This is a genomic window from Pedobacter sp. 10L46_2 (genome assembly GCF_056395165.1).
This window is the reverse complement of sequence record NZ_JBFTIZ010000002.1, coordinates 89,437-109,766: the sequence shown is the minus strand read 5'-3', so window position 1 is coordinate 109,766 and position 20,330 is coordinate 89,437. Positions and strand designations below refer to the sequence as shown.

Sequence of the window (20,330 nt, the reverse complement as noted above, 5' to 3'; positions counted from 1 at the left end):
GTTCTGCAGTCAGGTTAAATTGCGCTCCGAGCTGGGGTAAAATACCCGCCCGAATAGAGAAGGTAAAAGCTGTGGTAATCACGGCAAAGCAACTCCCGTTGAATAAGGCACTCTTGTTAATGTTTTCGTTCATAATATAATGGTTATTTAGTTAGTTCTAACAGCATCCTTGTTAGCACGGCCATTGGACGCATCAAAAGTTATATCATTGGCTTATAAGCTATTCACCTGATATTACCACCTGAATAGCTGCATATTTTCTTTATTTATTTGGGTTGAATTAAAATATTAGTATTTGGTTAAACGAAATTAGTAAAATATTTAATCTAGGCAATCGATTGCTTAAAAATATTTAGCTGTAATTTCCTCAACCAGATATTACAATAGCTGATCGGTTCATTTTTATCTCCATGGCTCAGTTATAAGGCCATTCTGTACTTTCTTCCCTAATGGGTCGCTCCACTAGCCAACGGGAGAGGCGGAAGTAAGTACGGCAGAGCCAACACCGCCATTGGAGTAATACAAATAGAAGTGCGTCTTACCATCTGCTTCCAGTCTGGATATAATGGAAAGGCGCCCAGGAATTTGTACTCCATGGTGCCAGCTTTGCTGTATTTATGAAGTGTAAGTCTTGCCGGTATTCTTGTCTGTGAGTAAGTGTTTATATTGAACAAGGATATAGTCAAAAATTGCTTAATTTTTTTAACGCCTTTAACCTACATTTTTAGAAACGCCCATTGCTGGTTACGTCCTCCATAATAGTCCCATTGATTAGCACTGCCGCCGTTGTTCAGGGAATATCCTGAAATTTCCAGCGCCTTTCCACTATTTACATTGATCAATTTATAGTATCCGTTGTCAGTTGCCTGAATTGACCATTTTTGATTATTTCCGCCTGAATAATCCCACAAATCTGCCTGACCACCGTTGGCTATTGACCAGCTATCGATCTCCAAGCACTTTCCTGAAGCATGCATTGGTGTTAACCTGTAATAGCCACTACCTGCATCTTCAACTTTGAATTGTTGATTTGCTCCGGCTAAATATTCCCATTGATCGGCCAATGTATGGTTAGCGGTGCCCCATCCGGCGAACTCTAGTGCTTTAAAACTATTTCTATTCATAATCTGATAGATACTTCCTACCTGAATGCCAGGTGAGGTACCGTTTTGTTCCCCTTGCACAAGAGCGGCTAAACCTTGTTGATCGCCCACAGTGTTTGTTTGCCTGTTCAGGATTGCCCCAGTGTCCCAATAAAATGGAAGAATACCGCGTGACAAAGCCTGGCGTGTAACCTGATTTAAAAAATATGCTCTGGAAACCTGATTGAGCGTTAGCGCATCACCTGTGAGTGACGACCGGGTATATGCTCCATATTCTCCTAAAACCACAGGAATGCCTTGGTCAACAAACTTTGTTTTCATCGATTGGAAATACGCGCTTAGGTCGGCCTCCTCTCCCCAGGTGGAATTTCGTGAAGGATCGGTGGTGGAATGATATCCCGATCCCCAATAATAAAACATATTACCCCATGATTGGTCTGACGACATCAGACAAAATTGGAAAGGAGTATAGTAATGAACTTCAACCATTAGGCGATTGGTTACCTGGTCTGTAGGAAGCGTGTTCATCAAACTGTTAGTTTTGTCAATATCTGTTGAGGGTCCCTGGACAACAAGCACTCTGTAACTGTTGCGCCCTCCGGTTGATCTAACCGCATTGATAAACGTTTGATGATAAGAAAGCAGGACGCTCATCTGCGTGGCATCCTCTACTGAAGGTTCGTTTGCGCTGGCAAAAATTAAGTGTTCATCAAAACCACGCATATGTGTCGCAATTTGCTCCCAAAAAGCTTTTTGCTTGGCATTAACCGCGGCTTGCTGAGCGGGCGTACAATTGTTCTCCAACCATCCACCATCCCAATGTATATTTAATATCACATACATGTCTTTGTTAATGCAGTACTGAATAACCTGTTTAACCCTGTCGAGCCATACTTGCTGAAGCTCTGCTGTATTGCTGTTGGCCATATATTGATCCCAGGCGCAAGGAATCCGAATGGCGTTGAAACCGCTTTTTTTTGCCAGATCGACATATGCCTGGGTAACCAGAGGATTACCCCAGGCGGTTTCACCACCTATTGCTTCGAGGGTGTTTCCTATGTTCAATCCCAATCGAATTTTTGCAGCGAGCTGCGCTGCTGTGCTGGCCACTCCAGATTGGTCCGGCGGAAGGGGCGAGGTATTGTAACTGGGGTAGCTGGTAATGGTTAAAGCATTCATTGCTTTTGCAAGAGCCTGTTTCTCAGCAGGACTTCCGAGTTCTTGCTTGTGGCACCTCGCAAACATAAGGATGACTACGATGCCGAAAAGATAATTTAGTGTTCTCATATAGGGATTATAATTGGTTTCTATTAAAAAATCGATTGGCAGAAGGGCAATTTAGTTGCCTGGTCTTCTAATTGTATGTTGTGCTGGATCTGCCAGCGGCGGTATTCGCTTGTGATTTGCTATAATTTCCTTAACCAAATATTGCGATAGCTGATCGGTTCACTTTTATCTCCATGGCTCTGTAATTTAATTGGTGAGGCGCCATGCTTTCTGTAGGCTGGCTGACCAATATAAGGTGTATCCCCTTTGAGTATGGTCGCATTCTGTACGAGAATGCCATTGTGTAAAACTGTTGCAACAGCCGGTGACTTTACAGACCCATCCTCGTTAAAACGGGGAGCCGTCCAGGCGACGTCATAGGTCTGCCACTCTCCTGGTTTTAAACAGGCATTTACCATCGGTGGCGATTGTTTGTAAAAACTACCAGCCTGCCCATTTACATAGGTTTTATTCTCATAATTATCTAGCACTTGCAACTCATACCCACCAGCACCCCAGGGAAGCGCAGCCAGAAAAATACCGCTGTTACCTCGGCCCTGGCCACTTCCAGTTATATTTTCCGGAATCCTGTATTCAATATGAAGCTGAAAATCCATAAATTTCTCTTTTGTCTGGATATCGCCCACGGACTTATCTACCGTCATGATCCCATCAGATAACTTCCATTTTTCTGCTGAAGCAGCATCAGCGGAATTCTCCCACTGATCCAGGTCCTTCCCGTCAAAAAGAACTATGGCATCAGAAGGCGCTGCTCCTGGCACCTTAGCCGGACTTACTTTTGCAGGCACAGGAGTCCATACCTCGGTATCTTCCGGTTTCCCTGGTTGCTGTGCCTGGACTATCATCACGTTGGCCGCAAGCATCGCAACAATTAATATTGATCTTTTCATATAGTTCGTTGATTTTCTTTAGTTATTGATGTATTACTTATTTAATGATTTGATCCAGGCCGCAATTTTGGTAACCTCATCTTTTGGAACATTGGACATAGGTGGCATCGGCGTGGAATAATCCGGCCAATGCTCCGGTTTAGGCGTATAAATCAGGCTTATTAGTTCCTCGACCGTATACTTTTTGGTGGAAATCTCCTTAAAAGAAGGGCCTACTTGTCGCTTCTCTGCATTGTGGCAGGCCAGGCAGGTATTTTTAGCTAGAAGCCCTTTCACTTGGTCATAGGTTGGAATTTTCGCCGCTAACGTTTTTTTACCTGACAAGGAACTTCCACTTTGTCCCCGAGGCAGTGTTTTAATAGAAGATGAATTCCTGGTGCTTACCTCTGCAAGGCTAAGTATCTTCCCTTCCGGGATATTATTTAAAGTATAATATGATGTAGGATGTACCAGGCTATAGTAGTTCTCTTGTGAGCGAATACCATCTAATGTAATGTTGTGAATATATCCTTTGCGCAGGTTGGCTACGATAATTCGGGCAGTGCGGCCATCAGCTGAAACGCGAACGCCCTTTACATTGCACTTTTGGCCATTTACCGGCGGACTTCCGTACACGCTGTGGTATTTATAAATAAAGCTCTCCACTGAATAAGAAGCAAGATCTAAGGCGTATTTTTTATCAACAGGTTGGGTAAACTCTATTTCAAACCCATCTGGCATGGCCTTTATACTGAGCATTTCAAAAGGGATTTTGTTGTTCCAAACCAGACGCTGGATCCCCTCTGTAGCCTCACCGGCCGAGCCCCACCCACGGTTGGTCTCGCCGGCGAACAACGATCCGTCTTTGCCCCAGGCCAAACGCACAATACCCGATTGAAACCCACTTCTAAAAGGCCATGCCGCCCCCTGATACTCACCGTTTACCTTTTCCATAAACACACGGCTAATCATACTCTGCCCCTGATCGCCTACCAAAAGCTGGCCAGCGAAAGGACCAAAGGAGCCCGGAGGAATTTTTACGATCTCAGAATTTGAAATACCAAGAATTCCGTGAGGCAACCAAACCGCAGGTAGTTGGAGTTCTGGAAAATTCTTCTTCATATCGAACTCGGTTACCGCTTTCTCGTTCACATCGTTTTCTGGCTTTACACTATTCCCGTTGCTGTCGTAAATCATCTTTGTTTGATTCTTGGCAAAAAACTGCTCTGTGGTAAGTTTGAGCGGAGATTGCGGCAGATTAGTCCACACCAGGCTGGATGGGTGTCCCATAAACGCACCTTTTTTTACTTGCATGATACTTCCTGAGCCAACCCAGTCGCCCTGATTATCAGTATAGAACAGTTGATCATCAATCATACTAATCCCGCAGGGCGAGCGCATACCCGCAGCCCATGGCTCAACCCTTCCATCTTCAAAAATACGGAGTGCCCAGCCCCTCCATGGAACCAGACTTTTTGGATTCCACCAGGTAGGCGGAAATCCAAGATTCAGGGTCACAAAAAAAGATCCGTCGGCAGCAAGCTTAGGGCCAAAACTGTACTCATGGTAATTTCCCGACAATGGCCAGGCATATATGGTTTCAAAATCATCAGCCACGCCATCGTTATCGGTATCTGTCATTTTGGTAAGTTCCCCTCGTTGAACACAATAAAATGATCCGTTTTTATAGGCAAGTCCGAGCACCTCGTGAAGACCCGAAGCAAATTTTTGAAATGTTGGTTTGAGTGAAGAAGGATTTTTCACGATAAAAACATCCCCCCTTCTGGTAGTGACACCCAAATCGCCGTTAGGTAACGTACAGAGTCCACCCACTTCAAGTATTGCTCCTTCGGGAGCAGATACTTTCATGATCTTAAAATAATCATCTTCCTTTGGAGATTCTGCCTGGGCAAAACATGTTATTGACATCAGTATAAATGTCATTGTCAATAAGCACGACATACCGTTTTTATAATTGGAATAAATATTCATCAGGTTACTGGTTAAAGAGAATGGAATAAATGATCTTACTTTTGAATGGAACCAGGAGTTCCTGAGCGCTTTGTATTGTTCTGATGATAGGCTTCAATGTGGCTTCATCCGCTACAGTAATGGAATAAGCTTTATCTGCAATAACATATTTACCATCTTTCTGTTCGATAGCATTTGCTCTGGCAAGACACAGGTATAAGTCATCGGCACTTCCCTCCGGCTCAATTTCACGTCGAATGCCCTGGCCGCCATCAATCACCTTGGTTGCATCCTTAATATTCAATCCATATGTCTGGTACTTAAACTTTGGCAAACCTGACGCATCAAGCGTATAACCCTTCGGTTTGAAGCCTGACCCAGTGGTGTCTTTTTTAAATTCACTTTGTTGTGTTGCTAAACGCTGAATCTGTGGTGTCGCGTCTCCAGTCTGGATCGCTTTTCCAATTGGCCGCGAAGAACCATCGCCCCTGTCGTGCCACATTGGTGTTGCATCCAGAAATTCACCTTTCCATAATAGCACCAATTGACCATTGTCGGCATCATAAGTGTAATGAACCTTCAGCGGACTACCTATACTGATGGCATGGGTAACGCGTTTACCTCCATCAAGATCGATAAAACTCCGGAGCAGGATATTGCGTTCTGCCTTAATGATTATAGGGTCGACGTGAGTCTCCTGTGCAACAGCCTCCGTCCCCATTAGGAAACAAAAGGCCGATACACAGGCAACGAAAAAATAAGAATATAAATTCATGTATAATGTTTGGTTAAGTAAGCGTATTTGTTAAGTGCCATTTTATTTAACAGCTATCTTCAGCTTTTGAGAAATATTACCTGAGGAATTTCCCAGTTGCAGTATAAAGTCTCCTGCCTCAATGTTCCAATCCTTTTTTCCTTCATCATAGAAAGCAAAATCTGCAACTTTCACGTCCAATTCAACGGTTTTCGTTTCTCCGGCTTGCAGGAGCACTTTCTTAAAGGCTTTCAGTTCTTTAACTGGTCGCGGCAACGTACATACCGGATCATTTACATACAATTGAGCAACTTCGGCACCATAGCGTGAACCTGTGTTCTTGACGGTGAATTTTACCCTGATTACGTCGTCTTTGCTATAAGTTAATTTATCAGCAGAAAGAGGTCCTAAGTCAAAGCTGGTATAAGAAAGCCCGAACCCAAAGGAAAATTGAGGTGTTATTTTTTTAGTGTCAAACCACCGATACCCTACCAGAATGTCTTCTTTATAATATTGGTTAACGCTGTCGCCAGGATAAGAGATTTTACCATAAAAATGTGCAGCATTATCCTCCAGCTTTTTTGGAAAAGAGAAAGGCAACTTACCCGAAGGATTTACCTCACCCGAGATTACATCGGCCAATGCATTTCCGGCTTCAGAGCCGAGATACCATCCCTGCATAACGGCGGGTACTTTATTTATCCATGGCATAGACACTGCGTTTCCGCTAAGCAGTACAACAGCCGTGTTTTTGTTAGCTTTGAGCAAAGTATCAATCAGCTTATCCTGACCAAAAGGAAGGCTTAACGACTGGCGATCTCCACCTTCACAATCCTGAAAGTGATTTTTGTTCAGCCCCCCAATAAAAAATACGATATCGGCTTGCTTTGCAACCTCGGAAGCAGCAGCAATCAGCGAATCTGCATTTAACTTTGAAGGCTCTTCACGTCCGTAAAGTGCCGGTCCAGATGCATAACCAAGACTGTAAACAATATGATCTTTTCCGTATTTGGCAATCAATCCCTCTAATGGTGATTGCTCATAGGCTACCTTGAGTGATGATGACCCGCCACCGACTACCAGACTGCGATTAGCATTTTCTCCGATCACGGCAATCTTTTTGTATTTACCTACAGGAACAGGAAAAAATTGCTGCTCATTCTTCAAGAGCACGATTCCTTCCTGAGCAATCTTGCGCGCAGCTTCGCTGTGCTGGGGAGAAACGAAACGGCCAAAAGGCCTGTTGGCGCTCATGGTGGTCCGGAAAATTAAACGCAGTATGCGACGGGCCTTGTCATTGAGCAAAGCGATATCATACTTTCCCTCTTTAATTCCTTTAAGGAAGGGATTAGCCAGATAGTAATCTGAATAGGGGAACTTGCCCTTGGTTGTTAACCCATCGGTATAAGTACCCATTTCCAGATCCAGCCCGTTCTTAACAGCCTGGTCAGTATCATGAACACCGCCCCAGTCACTAATCACGACACCATCAAATTTCCAATCACTCTTTAGTATCTTATTCAAAAGTAAATCATTATGGCAGCAATGCTGGCCTCTGAATTGATTGTATGCTCCCATGATCGACCATACTTTTGCTTCCCGCACTGCTGCTTTGAAAGCAGGCAGATAAATTTCGTTTAGCGCACGGTCGCTTAGATCAACATTGATATGACCACGCCACTCTTCCTGATTGTTCAATGCAAAATGTTTTACGCATGCTGCCACGCCAATGGATTGAACTCCCTGTATATAAGGCACCACCATGCGGGAACTGAGGTAGGGATCTTCACCCAGATATTCAAAATTCCGACCGTTTAGTGGTGTACGGTAAATGTTTACACCCGGCCCTAATAATACGGTTTTATTGCGGTACCGCGCCTCTTCTCCGATCGATTTACCATAAAGCAAGGATAATTCGGGATTGAACGTAGCCGACAGGCAGGTGAGTGCCGGAAAAGCGGTACAAGAATCGTTTGTCCAATTTGCCCCACCCCATTCATCCCACAAAACTTCCTCACGGATTCCGTGCGGGCCGTCATCGGTCCAAACTTCAGGGATTCCCAAACGAGGCACACCTTTTGAACTGAATTTAGACTGGGCATAGCAAAGGGACACTTTTTCTTCAGTAGTCATCAGCGAAAGTGCATTTTCAACCCGCTCTTCTATGGGTTTGCTTAGATCAAGGTAAATTGGCTGTTTCTGTTGCGCATTTACCAATAACGAGGCACCTATTGCTACTACAGCTAAAAATATTGATTTCATTAATTTTATATTCGGTTGTATGTAATTTGAGTTTAAAAGTTGGCGCATGGATCGCCTGATCTTTGTGGCTCGAAACTACAATACCGGATGTAGACCACAGAGTAGTAATGTTAAATAAGTAAGAAGAAATGTTAACCTAATTCGGATGTTTTATTCCTTTTTTCTACTATATACTCAGAAGGAAGCACATTGTATTTTGCTTTAAAGGATTTCGCAAAATAATTAGGGGTGCTAAAACCTACCATATAGCATATTTCGGCAATGGTTTTATTGCTTTTTTCCAATAGTACTGCTGCTTTCTCCAACTTAACTGATCTGATAAAGTCTACTGGAGTTTTACCCGTTACCTTTAGACATTTTTTGTACAGTGATACCCTGCTCATGGCAATATGCCTACTCAGGTCTTCTACAGACAACTGGGGGTTGTGAAGATTCTCTTCAATGTAAAGCAACGCAGCGTTCAAAAATTTAGCATCGTCCGATTCAATTTCCATTTCCGGAGATGCAATGTTAATTTGCCTGGTATAAGTTCTTTTAAATGTCTGATGAAGGGTGAGCAGGTTTTTGATCTTGGAATGTAAAATCTCAAAATTAAAAGGCTTTGTCATATAATCGTTCGCCCCTGTTTCCAATCCCTTAATTTGTTCTTCTTCGGTCGTCAATGCCGTTAGCAAGATGATGGGAATATGCTTTGTCCTTACATCTGATTTTATTTTTTCGCACAATTCATTACCATTCATTTCCGGCATACTGATATCGGAAACGATTAGATCTGGATGCAGTGCGAGGGCTTTTTGCCAGCCTTCTTTGCCATTTGAAGCCTCTTCTATTTTATAAAAAACGCGTAAATTATCTTTGAGATAAAACCTGAAGTCCTCGTTGTCTTCAACCAACAATATAACGGGTGCATTTTTCGTGCGCAGACGCTCACCAGTGGACTCTTTTACTTCATTTTTTTTATCCGATTTCCCCTCCCCCGGCCAATCAGCACATTCCGCATCTTTTTCCTCCAGCACAGCAAGTGATGCGAGTGCAACACGAAGGTGTGCGGTAAAGCAACTACCCAAGCCTGGCTCGCTTTCTACCGTGATTTCACCGCCGTGCATCTTCACAAATTCTTTTGTGATGGAAAGGCCAATTCCGGAACCCTGGTTAAGAATAGCAGCGGAAGTTTCATTTTGAAAAAACCGCTCAAAAATAATTTCCTGTTTATCTTTTGGAATGCCAATTCCTGAGTCTATCACTTTTAACTCCAATAAAACCTTTCCATCCGCTGTCGGGTTCGGCAGTGTTTGTAATTCCACACTCACATTTCCTCCCGAAGGCGTAAATTTAAAAGCATTCGAAAGTAAGTTGAACAGTATCCGCTCGACCTTATCGTGATCATAAGAGACATATAAATTGTCAATAGCACTTTTGAAAGTTAATTTGATTTGCTTCCGTTCTGCCAGGTCATAAAAAGACTCTGTTGCCTCCTTGATAAAGGAGACAATTTCGCCATCACTCCTGTTCAGCTGCAATTCCTGTTCTTCCATTTTACGGAAGTCGAGCAACTGGTTTACCAGGTTTAACAAACGCCTTGCATTTCTTTTTATCATAGATAGCTGACCATGACGCTCCTTCTCTCTGGCTTCAATTAAAAGTTTATCTACAGGGGCCAGAATTAAGGAAATAGGCGTCCTGAACTCATGGCTCAGATTTGTTAAAAATTTAATTTTTAACAAATCCAGTTCCCGCAGCCTTTCTGCTTCCTTACGGTCCTGTTCACGCAATTGCCTGGCCTGAATTCTTTCTTGTACTAAAGCAAATTCCCGTCGTAGCTTATTGATCCCCCGGTTTCGGATAAATAACAATAAAAAGCCGATGGCGAAAGCGTACAATAAATATGCCCATGTGGTGCGCCAGAAAGGGGGCAAAATTGTAATTTTCAGTTGCGACTCCGCTATAGGTATAGTATCACTTTCATTAAAAGCCTTTACGTGAAAGGTATACTCTCCTGGGTCAAGGTTTGTAAAAGTGGCCTTGCGTATTTCTGAAGGAACGGTAAGCCAGCGATCATCAAATCCTTCCAAATTATATTTATAGGTAATCTTGTGCGGAGCAAAATAGTTGAGCAACGCAAATTGAAGGGAAAAAATATTTTCTTTATAGGTAAGGGTTAAATTCTTAAGAGCTGTGATGGATTCGGGCAGAATGATTCGCCCATTTAGATTCTCGCCAACATGCACTTTATGATAAAACACCTCTAATTCGGTCATGGCCAGGGCAGAAGGCGACTGGATGTTTTGGATTTGGCTTGCTCTGAAAATATTAAAGCCATTTGGTCCTCCAAAAATCAATTCGCCGGCTTTTGTTTTGTATGCGGCATTAAAATTAAACTGGGTATTTTGCAGCCCATCCGATTTATTGTATTTGCTGTATTGGAATTTATAGCTTTTACCTTGTGCAATTACAGAAATCTTGTAAAGTCCTTTTCTGGAGCTATACCAGATATGATGATCTGGATCTTCAAGAAGAGCAAAGACAGTATTCTCTGGCAAACCAGTATCCTCACTTAGGTTATTGAAACTCCCCGTTGTGGGATTATATATGCTTATACCTTCCCTTGTACCTATCCAAATCCACCCCCTTCCATCTTCTACTATACAATTAATATCATTTTGTACCAGGCTATTCGTATTCTTAGGATCATTTACCAATTGTTTGACTTTAAAAGTTTTACCATCCAGGATATTAACCCCCGCTGTCGTACCAATCCAAATATTTTTATTTTTATCTTCATATAAATAGGAAATGCCATATGCATTCAAGGTATTTTTCACTGATGGATTAAAATGTTTAAATTTCCCGGTGCTTCGGTCAAACAGATCTAATCCACCATTTAAGGTGCCCACCCAAAGCCTGTTGGAAGAATCTTCTAATAAGGCAAAAATTCGGTTATCTGAAAGGCTGGAAGGTTCTGAGGTACGTTTGAAATGTGTAAACTTCTGTCCGTCAAATGAATTAAGCCCACCTAAAAAAGTTCCAATCCACAAAACACCCGAAGGATCGACACATAGGCTTACCACAATATCACTGCTTAAAGAGTTGTCATTTTCGGGATTATTACGGTAGGTTTTAATCTCACCCGTACTCCTGTTCAAATGTATTAAACCCGAGCCATTTGTTCCAATCCATAAATTGCCCTTATTATCTGCTACGAAGGCATTCACATCCTTCTGTAGGGAGTTATTTCCGGTTAAATACTGATTTCTGGGAAATTTATAGATGCTTTTATGATAGTAATAAATTCCTTTCTTAGAAGTACCCATCCAGATAATACCGCTACTGTCTTTATACAAAGAACCTATGCTGTTGTCACTTAAAGCCCTCTGGTCATCTTCTCTACTTAAAATATAAGTGAATGTATTGGTCCGCTTGTCTAATATATTAACTCCTCCATGATCAGTGCCTATCCAGATTTTACCATCCTCTCCTTCCAGAACAGAGCCGACATTTTTAGAGCTTAGCCCCGAATGGTCTTGTTTTTTCCCAAAATAGTGGAATTTGTCGCTCGCCACATTGAGGTAATATAACCCAAAAAGATCACCCGGACTATAAATAAAAACATTGCCTTCAGCATCAAGGCTGAGTTTGAGATTGAAATAATTTTCCTGTGTTCCTAGACGGTTTTTAACATCAAAATATCTGCTTGTTACCTTTTGTTGTTTTAAGTTAAACTTCTCCAGTACACCATTGGCGTGAATTACCCATAAATTACCTTTTAAATCCTCGATAAAATCACTTATTATACCAGAAGACAGGGAATTTAATACGTCACTTTTAGGGGTATAACTCGTAGTGGTTTCGCTTTTAGAATCATAACAAAAAATACCTTGATTTTCTATATAAAAATAGAAACTACCCCTATTGTTGGTTTTTATCTCTCTAAGGTATCCACCAGGAATTTTATATTTTTGAAAGTGTTTATTCTGAAACCGCTCAAACTTTTCGGTTAAGGGATAGTATATACTGAAGCCACGATTAGATTTAATCCACAATTCTTTCTCGGGTCCCCCAAATATATTGACAATATAACCATCGGGTAAGCTGGTGCTATCCTTTGAATTATGTTGAAATATCTTGAATTCATGTCCGTCATAACGACTGAGCCCGGCGGTGGTACCAAACCACATAAATCCTTTTTGATCTTTGTATATCGCATTTACCTGATTGTCTGATAAACCATTTGAAATATCTAAATGAGAAAACTGGTATACATTTTCCTGCGCAAAAAGAGAATTATACAGCAGGAATGCGCTGATCAGGGCTAAAAACCGAAACATATATTTTTCTATTAAATGCTTTAGTCATTCTCCGGATGCCAGGAACAATTAAAGCTAAAAACCCAAACAGGTTATAATTGGTTGCGTAATATTGGTATAGCTAAGCTACACTTAAATCTGGTTTTTTTTTAATAACCTTCCTCCTTAATCATCAGTTGATGGGCTGGTAGTTTTTAGGGACTGTTACTAAAGTTTAAACGCCAGCTATAGCAAAAGGCTATAACCGACATTTCAAAGCGTGCATATTGCAAATTCGATAAAAATCCTATTCCCGGTCTTTTCCATTTAAATCCATTCTCCACCTAAAATACTGATCCAGTACAACAAGTGACTTTTCGTCGGGAACTGGTCCCACATGGGGTGTCTCGGCGAAATACATCACTGCCGGCTTATCGCCGGTAAACGCAGGCCATAGCGGAAGCTCCTTACCGTTAGGGTTTCCGTATTTCACAAAGTTGATCCAGTAACTCCCCATCGCGGTTGAAATTTCCAGATCTGRTTTAGAAGTTTTCGGGTTCAAAGGATCTATATGTTGAAAAACATACGAAACATCCTGTGCATGAGGAGAGCCGTGCCCATATTCAGGAGTACCTTCGGGATAGTTTGGATGCTGATCAAAAAAATAATAAAACACTTTCGATGTCCCCGTTTTTGACTGGAGTCTGGCCCATGTCCAGTTGTGCCATCCAAAAGCAGCATCCCTTGACAGATTTCTTGCAGACCGGGTAACGAACTTCTCGCCTACCGGGTAGGCTTTAATCAAATTGTCAGCAAATTCCCCGTAACGTGCTTTTACCCCATCAATATATTCCTTAGGGTTCGCTCCAGGCGAAAAGCTTAGCCCTTCATCAGAATTGTAACCAATAAGTACCGGCACATCATTGTACTTGTTTGCTTCGTATAGTTTATATTGAACATCAGGGATCACATGTCCATCTATAATAGGCCATGAACTGCCAACACCCCAACCCATAGGGAGTTTGTCGGCTTCCATCTTTCTAAGTTCTTCTATGGAAGCAGCACCTGCTTTGGCTGCGTAAGCTTGCCCATCAGTTTCGGCTTGCCTCAATGCTTTCATGTTTTCGCCCGGGTATGTTTTGATACCGGCAGGGCCAAAAGACCCGCCACTTTGAGAGATGGCACTCCGAAAAAGACCTTTAGCCAGCGGCGAAGCGCACAACATGCTAACAGAGATTCCTCCTGCCGACTCCCCAAAAATGGTTACTTTTTTGGGGTCGCCACCAAACGCAGCTATATTCTTCTGCACCCATTTTAGCCCCGCAATCTGGTCTAGCAAACCATAGTTTCCCGACACATGCTCAGTCCCCTCTCCGCTTAATTCCGGATGCGCCAAAAAACCGAGTTTACCGGCCGCAGGAGTTCCCTCTTGCATAGGTGAGGCTGCAAAATGAGCAGCCTGCTTTACCCCATCCCACTTTTCAACCGGCTGGGGAGCTTTCCACCTCAAGGAACCGACAGGAGGGGCCGCAAAGGGAATTCCACGGAATACAGTTAAGTCATTTTCCACGGCCCCCTGAATCCTTCCTCCCTCGACCTTAAGATGAACGGGTAGCTGAGCATGGCCTGCAAAAACCGTGAATACAGTTACTACAATTAAAAGGGTAATATTTTTCAGTATTCTCATAAATTGCCTAGTAATTTAATCTATTGGGGTAAATTTAAAATTCTTAAATGTTACATTCCCCTCGCCTATGGAACACAAGCCAATTCTTAAGCTTAAAAACCCACTCAGCACGTTATGATGTATGGCAGAAACCTCAAGCGAAGTTTCAATTTTATTCCATTTAATACCGTCTGTACTAAAATACATATTTACCGTATTATTAATGTTTTTAAGACGAAGGAATACATGATTTTTTATAACGCTCTTTTCAGTTTGAAACTGCCAGCCACGTAAATTGACAAATATGTTCTTATCGTCGGCCAGAATCCCTGAATAGGCATTGTTGTTGTAAAAAAGAACTAAACCACCTGTTGCTTTTCCTTCTATTAATAATTCCACGTCTGCCGTATACGAATGGCCTGATGGAATGCACAATAAGGGCGAGCTACCGGCTACATTATTTCCTTTTCCCTTAATGGATAAACCATTGTCAGATAAGTTAAACCTGCTGGTATCCAATCCTTCGAAGAATTCCCATTGAGGCTGTAATTTATTGCCTTTAAAATTATCGTTCAATGTAAAGTCGGTTTTAAAGGGAGCTAAATTTGGTCTCCTGATAGGTTTACTATCTACTATATCATCCGGCACTTTATACCAGCCATCTTTTGTCCATTCTACCGGCAACAATAAAGTCTGACGACCTTTATTGTAAAAACCATCTTCGTAAGCATGAAAAATCATCCACCAGTTTCCTTTTGCATCGTCGAAGATGGTACCATGCCCTTTCGATTTCCATTTTTCATCTTGTTTAGTTGTTCTGACAATCGGATTATAAGGGGAATTTTCCCACGGGCCCGATAACGATTTTGATCGTGCAGAAATGACCATATGGCCAGTAGCAGGACCTGCCGTTCCTCCTTCAGCTACAGTAAGATAGTAGTATTCTCCTCTTTTTATCAACTTGGGGCCTTCCAGGCAAAAGCACTCAATAGTCCAGTCTTTAGGTATAGGCCAACCGTTGTAAGAACTCTTTTGATTCCCTGTAATAGAAAGACCGTCATCTGACAAGGGTACAAATCCCCCGTTACTGAAAAACAAGTACCTTTTGCCATGTTCATCTGTTATATGACCAGGGTCAATGTTGCCAATTTTCAGGTCAATCGGATCACTCCATTTCCCATCGATCGAGTCCGCTGTTACCACATAGTTAGTCCCGTTTGCCGGAAAATAGATATAGAACTTATTTTTATACTTCACCAAATCGGGAGCATACACCGAGCCTACGTATTTATGCAGGGCGTGGGTCAATGGTTTCCAGTTAATCAGGTCTTTTGAATGCCAGATCAATAAACCTGGATAGTACTCAAACGAGGAATGGACCATATAAAAATTATCGCCATCACGTAATATACTCGGATCAGGATAATCTCCTGCAAAAATAGGATTCAAATAAAAGCCCGGACCTTTCGAATTCGGACTTACTTGATATTGAGCTCTTGCAAAAAAACTCAACTGGATCAAAAAAAATGTTACTATAATTTTATTCATATGATTTGATAGGTTGTAGAAAGTACGCTTAACCTGTGAGTTATAGGCCTTATAATTTATTTATTTCTAGGTAATACCTCGGCAGAGCTGTCCTGAAATTGCGACATGTGCGCTTCTCATTCGCTTTGACGTGGCTTTAGCGCTAATTCTGTCATTGCCTTGCGTTATTTCAGTCCATACAGCCCCTTTGGCATGGGCTTTTTTATAAGCTTCGATTAGAATAGGGTCGTTAAGTAACTCCATAATTTTGCAGTAACGTTTAAATGAAATTTGCATTTTTTATACAATTGTTATTCTATTGATTAAAAAATAGTATTTGTTCGTTGCTTTCTGATTCTTGTTATCAGAACTATTTAAATATTAAACCTTATATGAAATGGAGCCAGCAGCATTTTTACGCTGGCTCCATAAAAAAAATTCAATTATTTTTTTTAACCATTTTAAATGATTTTGAGTAATTTATACAATCTTGATTTCAATGAAGATTCCATTGACAATTGGCTTGAAGACAATGATTTTATTGTCTCTACTTTTCTTCCAAGTATATCAAAAATGGAAACACGAAATGGTTGATCTGAATTTACAGCTCCCCCCTTTAAATTCGTTAACAAATAGGATTTGGATAAATCATAATTGAATTGTCACATGATTGGTTCGATTCAGTCGCCAGGCTTACAGCTTCTTTCCAGTAATTATAAAATTATCAAACATTATAGCATTAGAACTCACCGTATTAGGGTTTATTCTAAGGCTTATTGTTTTATAATTTCCTGAAGGCAAAGCAAGCAATTTTGCTTCTTTAGACCACCCTCCACCACTAGCAACTGTAGGTAGAGTTACCCAAGAAGCACCGCCATCAACACTTGCTTCAATTTTTGGTGCTACAGCATCTCCTGCATCTTCAACAACAAATTCATAAGACAGGTTTAAATTTGTAAAACCAACCACATTGATATTAGGTATGGTAACAGCAGCACCTTTAGATTCTATTTTCAAATTATATTGCTCACCCCACCCCTGACGCAAATTTACATTGGCATCGCCAGCAGTTTTTAGATCTATCCCACCACTCCATGTTCCTGCCTTTGTAGATGGTTTAAATGTATGCATTTGACCATCACCAAGGATGGCAACATTTGATTCGAAATTTTCGGCATACAGAGTTTCCTGTGCATTGGCTAACATCCCTGTTAGTAGAGCAAAAAATAATAGTGTGATTTTTTTCATGTTAATTTGTTTTTTAAGTTTATAAAAATATTGATTTGAATTAAGTAGTTAATTTGAGGATTACCGCAGCCCGTTTCACCACCTTCAGCCTCCATTGTATTACCGATATTCCACCCTAAATGCATTTTCGCAGTACAGCAGCACTGCTGTGATTATTACTACTTGTAATTGATATGGAAGTAATCAAAGTCTGCATAACCTCCAATGTTTTTAGTCGCATAATTAAACAAAGCAAAACGATAGCCCATGAAATGTGGGATGCTATATTTCATCTTCAAAGGTCGCCCTATTGGTTTCCAAACTTTTCCATCAAGACTGTAAAAGAAACTAGCTTCATCTTTCCCATTAAGAGCGTAAAGGTTATTAGCTTCATCGTTCATGCCGGTAAAATCGCAATCGATCCTGAAGTAAATTTGGTCTTGATCCAATGGAATTCGCTTTACTTCGACAGGCTTATCATTATCAGTAGTGATCATTATTATCGACTTTTGACCAGCGTCAATTTTAACGCCCACTGATCCATACTCTTTTTGGAAAGCTGAGAATCCGGCAAAATCGCCGTCTTTCATTTTGGAAACATCAAGGGCAACAGAAGCCGAGCTGGTTGGACCAATAGTGCGTTGTGTAAGTGTGTTTCTGGCCTGAAGAAAACCAGTGTCGATTCTTCCTGTTTTGAGGCGCAGGAATCCTTTTCTTTCAGTTACAGACCACAGCGCATTATCCGGATTATGATTCCATTGCCATACTAAAGGAAGTGCTGCTTCTCCTTTCTTTCGGTTGAATTCATCAGAAGCGACCAAATTCGGAATCAAACCTTTACCGGCCGGCAGGTCTAGATGTTCCGGGACTTTACCATTTTCTGCTAATACAGGCCAGCCTTCTTCCCACTTGACAGGAACGAGATAAGGAACGCGGCCAACAGCAGCAAAATCGCGGAAAAGATAAGAGAACCAACGTCCATCGGGAGTGTCGACAAGTCCGCCTTGAGCAATTCCTCTATCCTGTAAACCAACTTTCCCTTCCCAAGGTCCGTTGATATTATCTGCCCTATGGATAATTACAGTTCGCATTCCACCGCGCGGCGCGCAAATATTAAATAAATAATATTTGCCTTTTACTTTAAATAATTGAGATCCTTCTGCGCTAAGGCCTACTTCTTTTCCTGTTGGTGCGCTGGCGCTCTCGATGAGAACCCTCTCCGTAACGCCTGGTTTAACTCCTTTTAGATCCTCATTTAATTCAACAATTTTTAGTCTTTCCGCGTCATAAATTAAATATACCTTGCCATCATCATCAAAAAACAAGGAATTGTCATGATACGCTGGCTTAAAAGAAATTCGTTCCCAATTTCCTTTTTCTATATCTTTTGTTTTAAAAATATAGGTTTCACCGGTGGTGTATGCAAAAGTGGTTACATAATATATCCCCTTGTGATAGCGCAAACTACTTGCCCAGGAACCCTTGCTGTATGCGTTTTGACCGTCTGTCAAATTTAGCGCCGGCAGATCTGCCAAAGTATCATAGGCATAGTTGATAATTTTCCAATTGACAAGATCTGTCGATTTCATAATGGGCACGCCCGGGTTCATATGCATCGTTGTGCTACTCATGTAATAGCTATCGCCTACACGTACCATTGATATGTCGGGTACATCTGCATAAATAATCGGATTAGTGGCTTTTTGTGCGTATAAACACGGTACTTTAAGTGTGATAATTAAGGCCGTCATCCATAACCTATAAATCGTATTTTTCATATTCACATTTATTTTTTTCATTCTTATCTGATTATAATTAGCATCAATAAACCAGCAACCGGAATTAATAAATGAATTTCCATTCATCAAACAAAAAACCCTCTCCATTAAATACAAAATAGATATTCCCTACTCCTTTATCTATTTTCAGTTCTATTTTCTTTGAGCGCGTAGTCCATTCCTTTACATCACATATAAGGGAAACAAGAGGCTTACCTTTAAGATTATTTACATAAACATCAATTTTACCTTTTCCTTTCACCCTGGCTTCGAATTTGGCAGGAATCTGTTTGCTAAAATCGGCTCCACGAACCATGAGACATTGTTTATCTGCTTTTCCTTTGGCAACCATATTGCCCGGATTACCATCCGCTTCGAACTGAACCTGCCCCGAAGTACCTGCAGTGGTCTCTGCTTGCTGAAGAACGAATGGATTTAAGGGGTTAAGTTGTGACGGACCTTTAAAAGTTGCGTTGACCATGGGGATATTCACATTCTTTTCATCCACCTGTATTGGTTCGAAACCCACATTACGAAAACCACCCTTAGTGCCAAAATAATCCTGTAAATACATGGCATGGTAAGTAATATAATATTTCTCTTTAAACCTGAACAAGTGGGTGTGATTGTTTGTAAAAGGCCCCACGTTAACCTCGCCGGTATTCTTAAAGTAATTATCGCGATACTTCCAACTATCCTGATTTAAGGGTGTTTTACTCGTCATATAAGATATGTTGCATGCGGTTGGTTTATTAATATTGCTATAAGGCCATTCAGTACGTTCATCCCAACTCGTACAATAGCTATAAACCCAGGTTCCATTGATAAAGTTAAGGTCGCTGGCCTCATTAAAATAAGGAGCGGGTATCTTAGCAACATCACTAGCCAAACTGATCATATCTGCCCCTAATTTGACAATTCTGGCATTATCCGGCATATATTTCGTTTTAGGCGTTCCGGCTCCAAAAGTCAGCCAGCCTGTACCTTGGTCGTCAATAAGAACTCCGGGATCGAATGGAGCATCTACATCCACACCGGGAACAGAACGGTCAACTATGTTCTTTCCTAACGGGTCGCTCCATGGGCCAACAGGAGAGGTGGAAGTAAGCACAGCTGAGCCACCACCGCCATTGGAGTAATACAAATAAAAGTGTGTTTTACCATCTGCTTCCAATCTGGATGTAATGGAAGGTGCCCAGGAATTTGTACTCCATGGTGCCAGCTTTGCTGTATTTATGAGGCCATGATAAGTCCAGTTGACCATGTCATCGGAAGACATCATGACCAGCGAACGGATATGCTCGTAACTATTTTTCCCATCCTTTCCTACCTTCTCATACTGTTGATGATCATTCGTAGCATACACATAAATTCTTCCATTGTATTCTACAGCTGTTGGGTCGGCCGTAAACATAAAATCTAATAAAGGATTGGCATTATTGGAGGTAAGTTTCGGCGAAACATTTGCGAATTTTTCTTCCAGTTTTTCACTAATCAATTTCGGCTTATCAGCATTCGTCTGAGCTACTGCATCTTCTTTACTTCCCAGAAAAGAGATGGCAAGGACCGCAGTGAACAACATTTTTTTTCTAAACATTTTTTT

General features: G+C 41.4%; 12 protein-coding genes. All 12 read right to left on the bottom strand.

Features of this window, described 5'->3' with window-relative positions:
• Positions 1 to 716 precede the first annotated feature (716 nt).
• On the bottom strand, positions 717 to 2,390 hold the full coding sequence (locus AC1DDX_RS00740; RefSeq protein ID WP_288882494.1) for a cellulase family glycosylhydrolase: 1,674 nt from the start codon (positions 2,388 to 2,390) through the stop codon (positions 717 to 719).
• A 119-nt stretch (positions 2,391 to 2,509) separates the two neighbouring features.
• A complete protein-coding gene (locus AC1DDX_RS00735) occupies positions 2,510 to 3,280 on the bottom strand; it encodes a 3-keto-disaccharide hydrolase (RefSeq protein WP_288882492.1) in 771 nt (256 codons plus the stop codon).
• Between the two features lie 33 nt (positions 3,281 to 3,313).
• On the bottom strand, positions 3,314 to 5,251 hold the full coding sequence (locus tag AC1DDX_RS00730) for a c-type cytochrome (RefSeq protein WP_337717675.1): 1,938 nt from the start codon (positions 5,249 to 5,251) through the stop codon (positions 3,314 to 3,316).
• 4 nt (positions 5,252 to 5,255) lie between these two features.
• Positions 5,256 to 6,005 (bottom strand): hypothetical protein, encoded by a 750-nt coding sequence (locus AC1DDX_RS00725; protein ID WP_337717673.1) that lies wholly within the window; start codon positions 6,003 to 6,005, stop codon positions 5,256 to 5,258.
• A gap of 42 nt (positions 6,006 to 6,047) precedes the next feature.
• Positions 6,048 to 8,246 (bottom strand): beta-glucosidase family protein, encoded by a 2,199-nt coding sequence (locus AC1DDX_RS00720; protein ID WP_337717671.1) that lies wholly within the window; start codon positions 8,244 to 8,246, stop codon positions 6,048 to 6,050.
• Positions 8,247 to 8,377: 131 nt separating this feature from the next.
• The gene (locus AC1DDX_RS00715) at positions 8,378 to 12,571 is read right to left on the bottom strand and encodes a hybrid sensor histidine kinase/response regulator transcription factor (RefSeq protein ID WP_337717668.1); all 4,194 of its coding nucleotides are present in this window, start codon (positions 12,569 to 12,571) and stop codon (positions 8,378 to 8,380) included.
• Between the two features lie 265 nt (positions 12,572 to 12,836).
• On the bottom strand, positions 12,837 to 14,216 hold the full coding sequence (locus tag AC1DDX_RS00710) for a carboxylesterase/lipase family protein (RefSeq protein WP_477621707.1): 1,380 nt from the start codon (positions 14,214 to 14,216) through the stop codon (positions 12,837 to 12,839).
• Between the two features lie 15 nt (positions 14,217 to 14,231).
• Entirely contained in the window at positions 14,232 to 15,743 is a 1,512-nt protein-coding gene (locus tag AC1DDX_RS00705) for a family 43 glycosylhydrolase (RefSeq protein ID WP_337717664.1), read from the bottom strand.
• Positions 15,744 to 15,809: 66 nt separating this feature from the next.
• Positions 15,810 to 15,986 carry a hypothetical protein gene (locus AC1DDX_RS00700; protein ID WP_337717662.1) on the bottom strand — a complete coding sequence of 59 codons (177 nt, stop codon included), beginning with the start codon at positions 15,984 to 15,986 and terminating at the stop codon, positions 15,810 to 15,812.
• A 429-nt stretch (positions 15,987 to 16,415) separates the two neighbouring features.
• On the bottom strand, positions 16,416 to 16,970 hold the full coding sequence (locus AC1DDX_RS00695; protein WP_337717660.1) for a hypothetical protein: 555 nt from the start codon (positions 16,968 to 16,970) through the stop codon (positions 16,416 to 16,418).
• A 158-nt stretch (positions 16,971 to 17,128) separates the two neighbouring features.
• Positions 17,129 to 18,748, bottom strand: coding sequence for a glycoside hydrolase family 43 protein (locus tag AC1DDX_RS00690; RefSeq protein WP_288882478.1), 1,620 nt, complete (start codon positions 18,746 to 18,748; stop codon positions 17,129 to 17,131).
• Positions 18,749 to 18,791: 43 nt separating this feature from the next.
• On the bottom strand, positions 18,792 to 20,324 hold the full coding sequence (locus AC1DDX_RS00685; protein WP_337717658.1) for a glycoside hydrolase family 43 protein: 1,533 nt from the start codon (positions 20,322 to 20,324) through the stop codon (positions 18,792 to 18,794).
• Between the last annotated feature and the right edge of the window lie 6 nt (positions 20,325 to 20,330).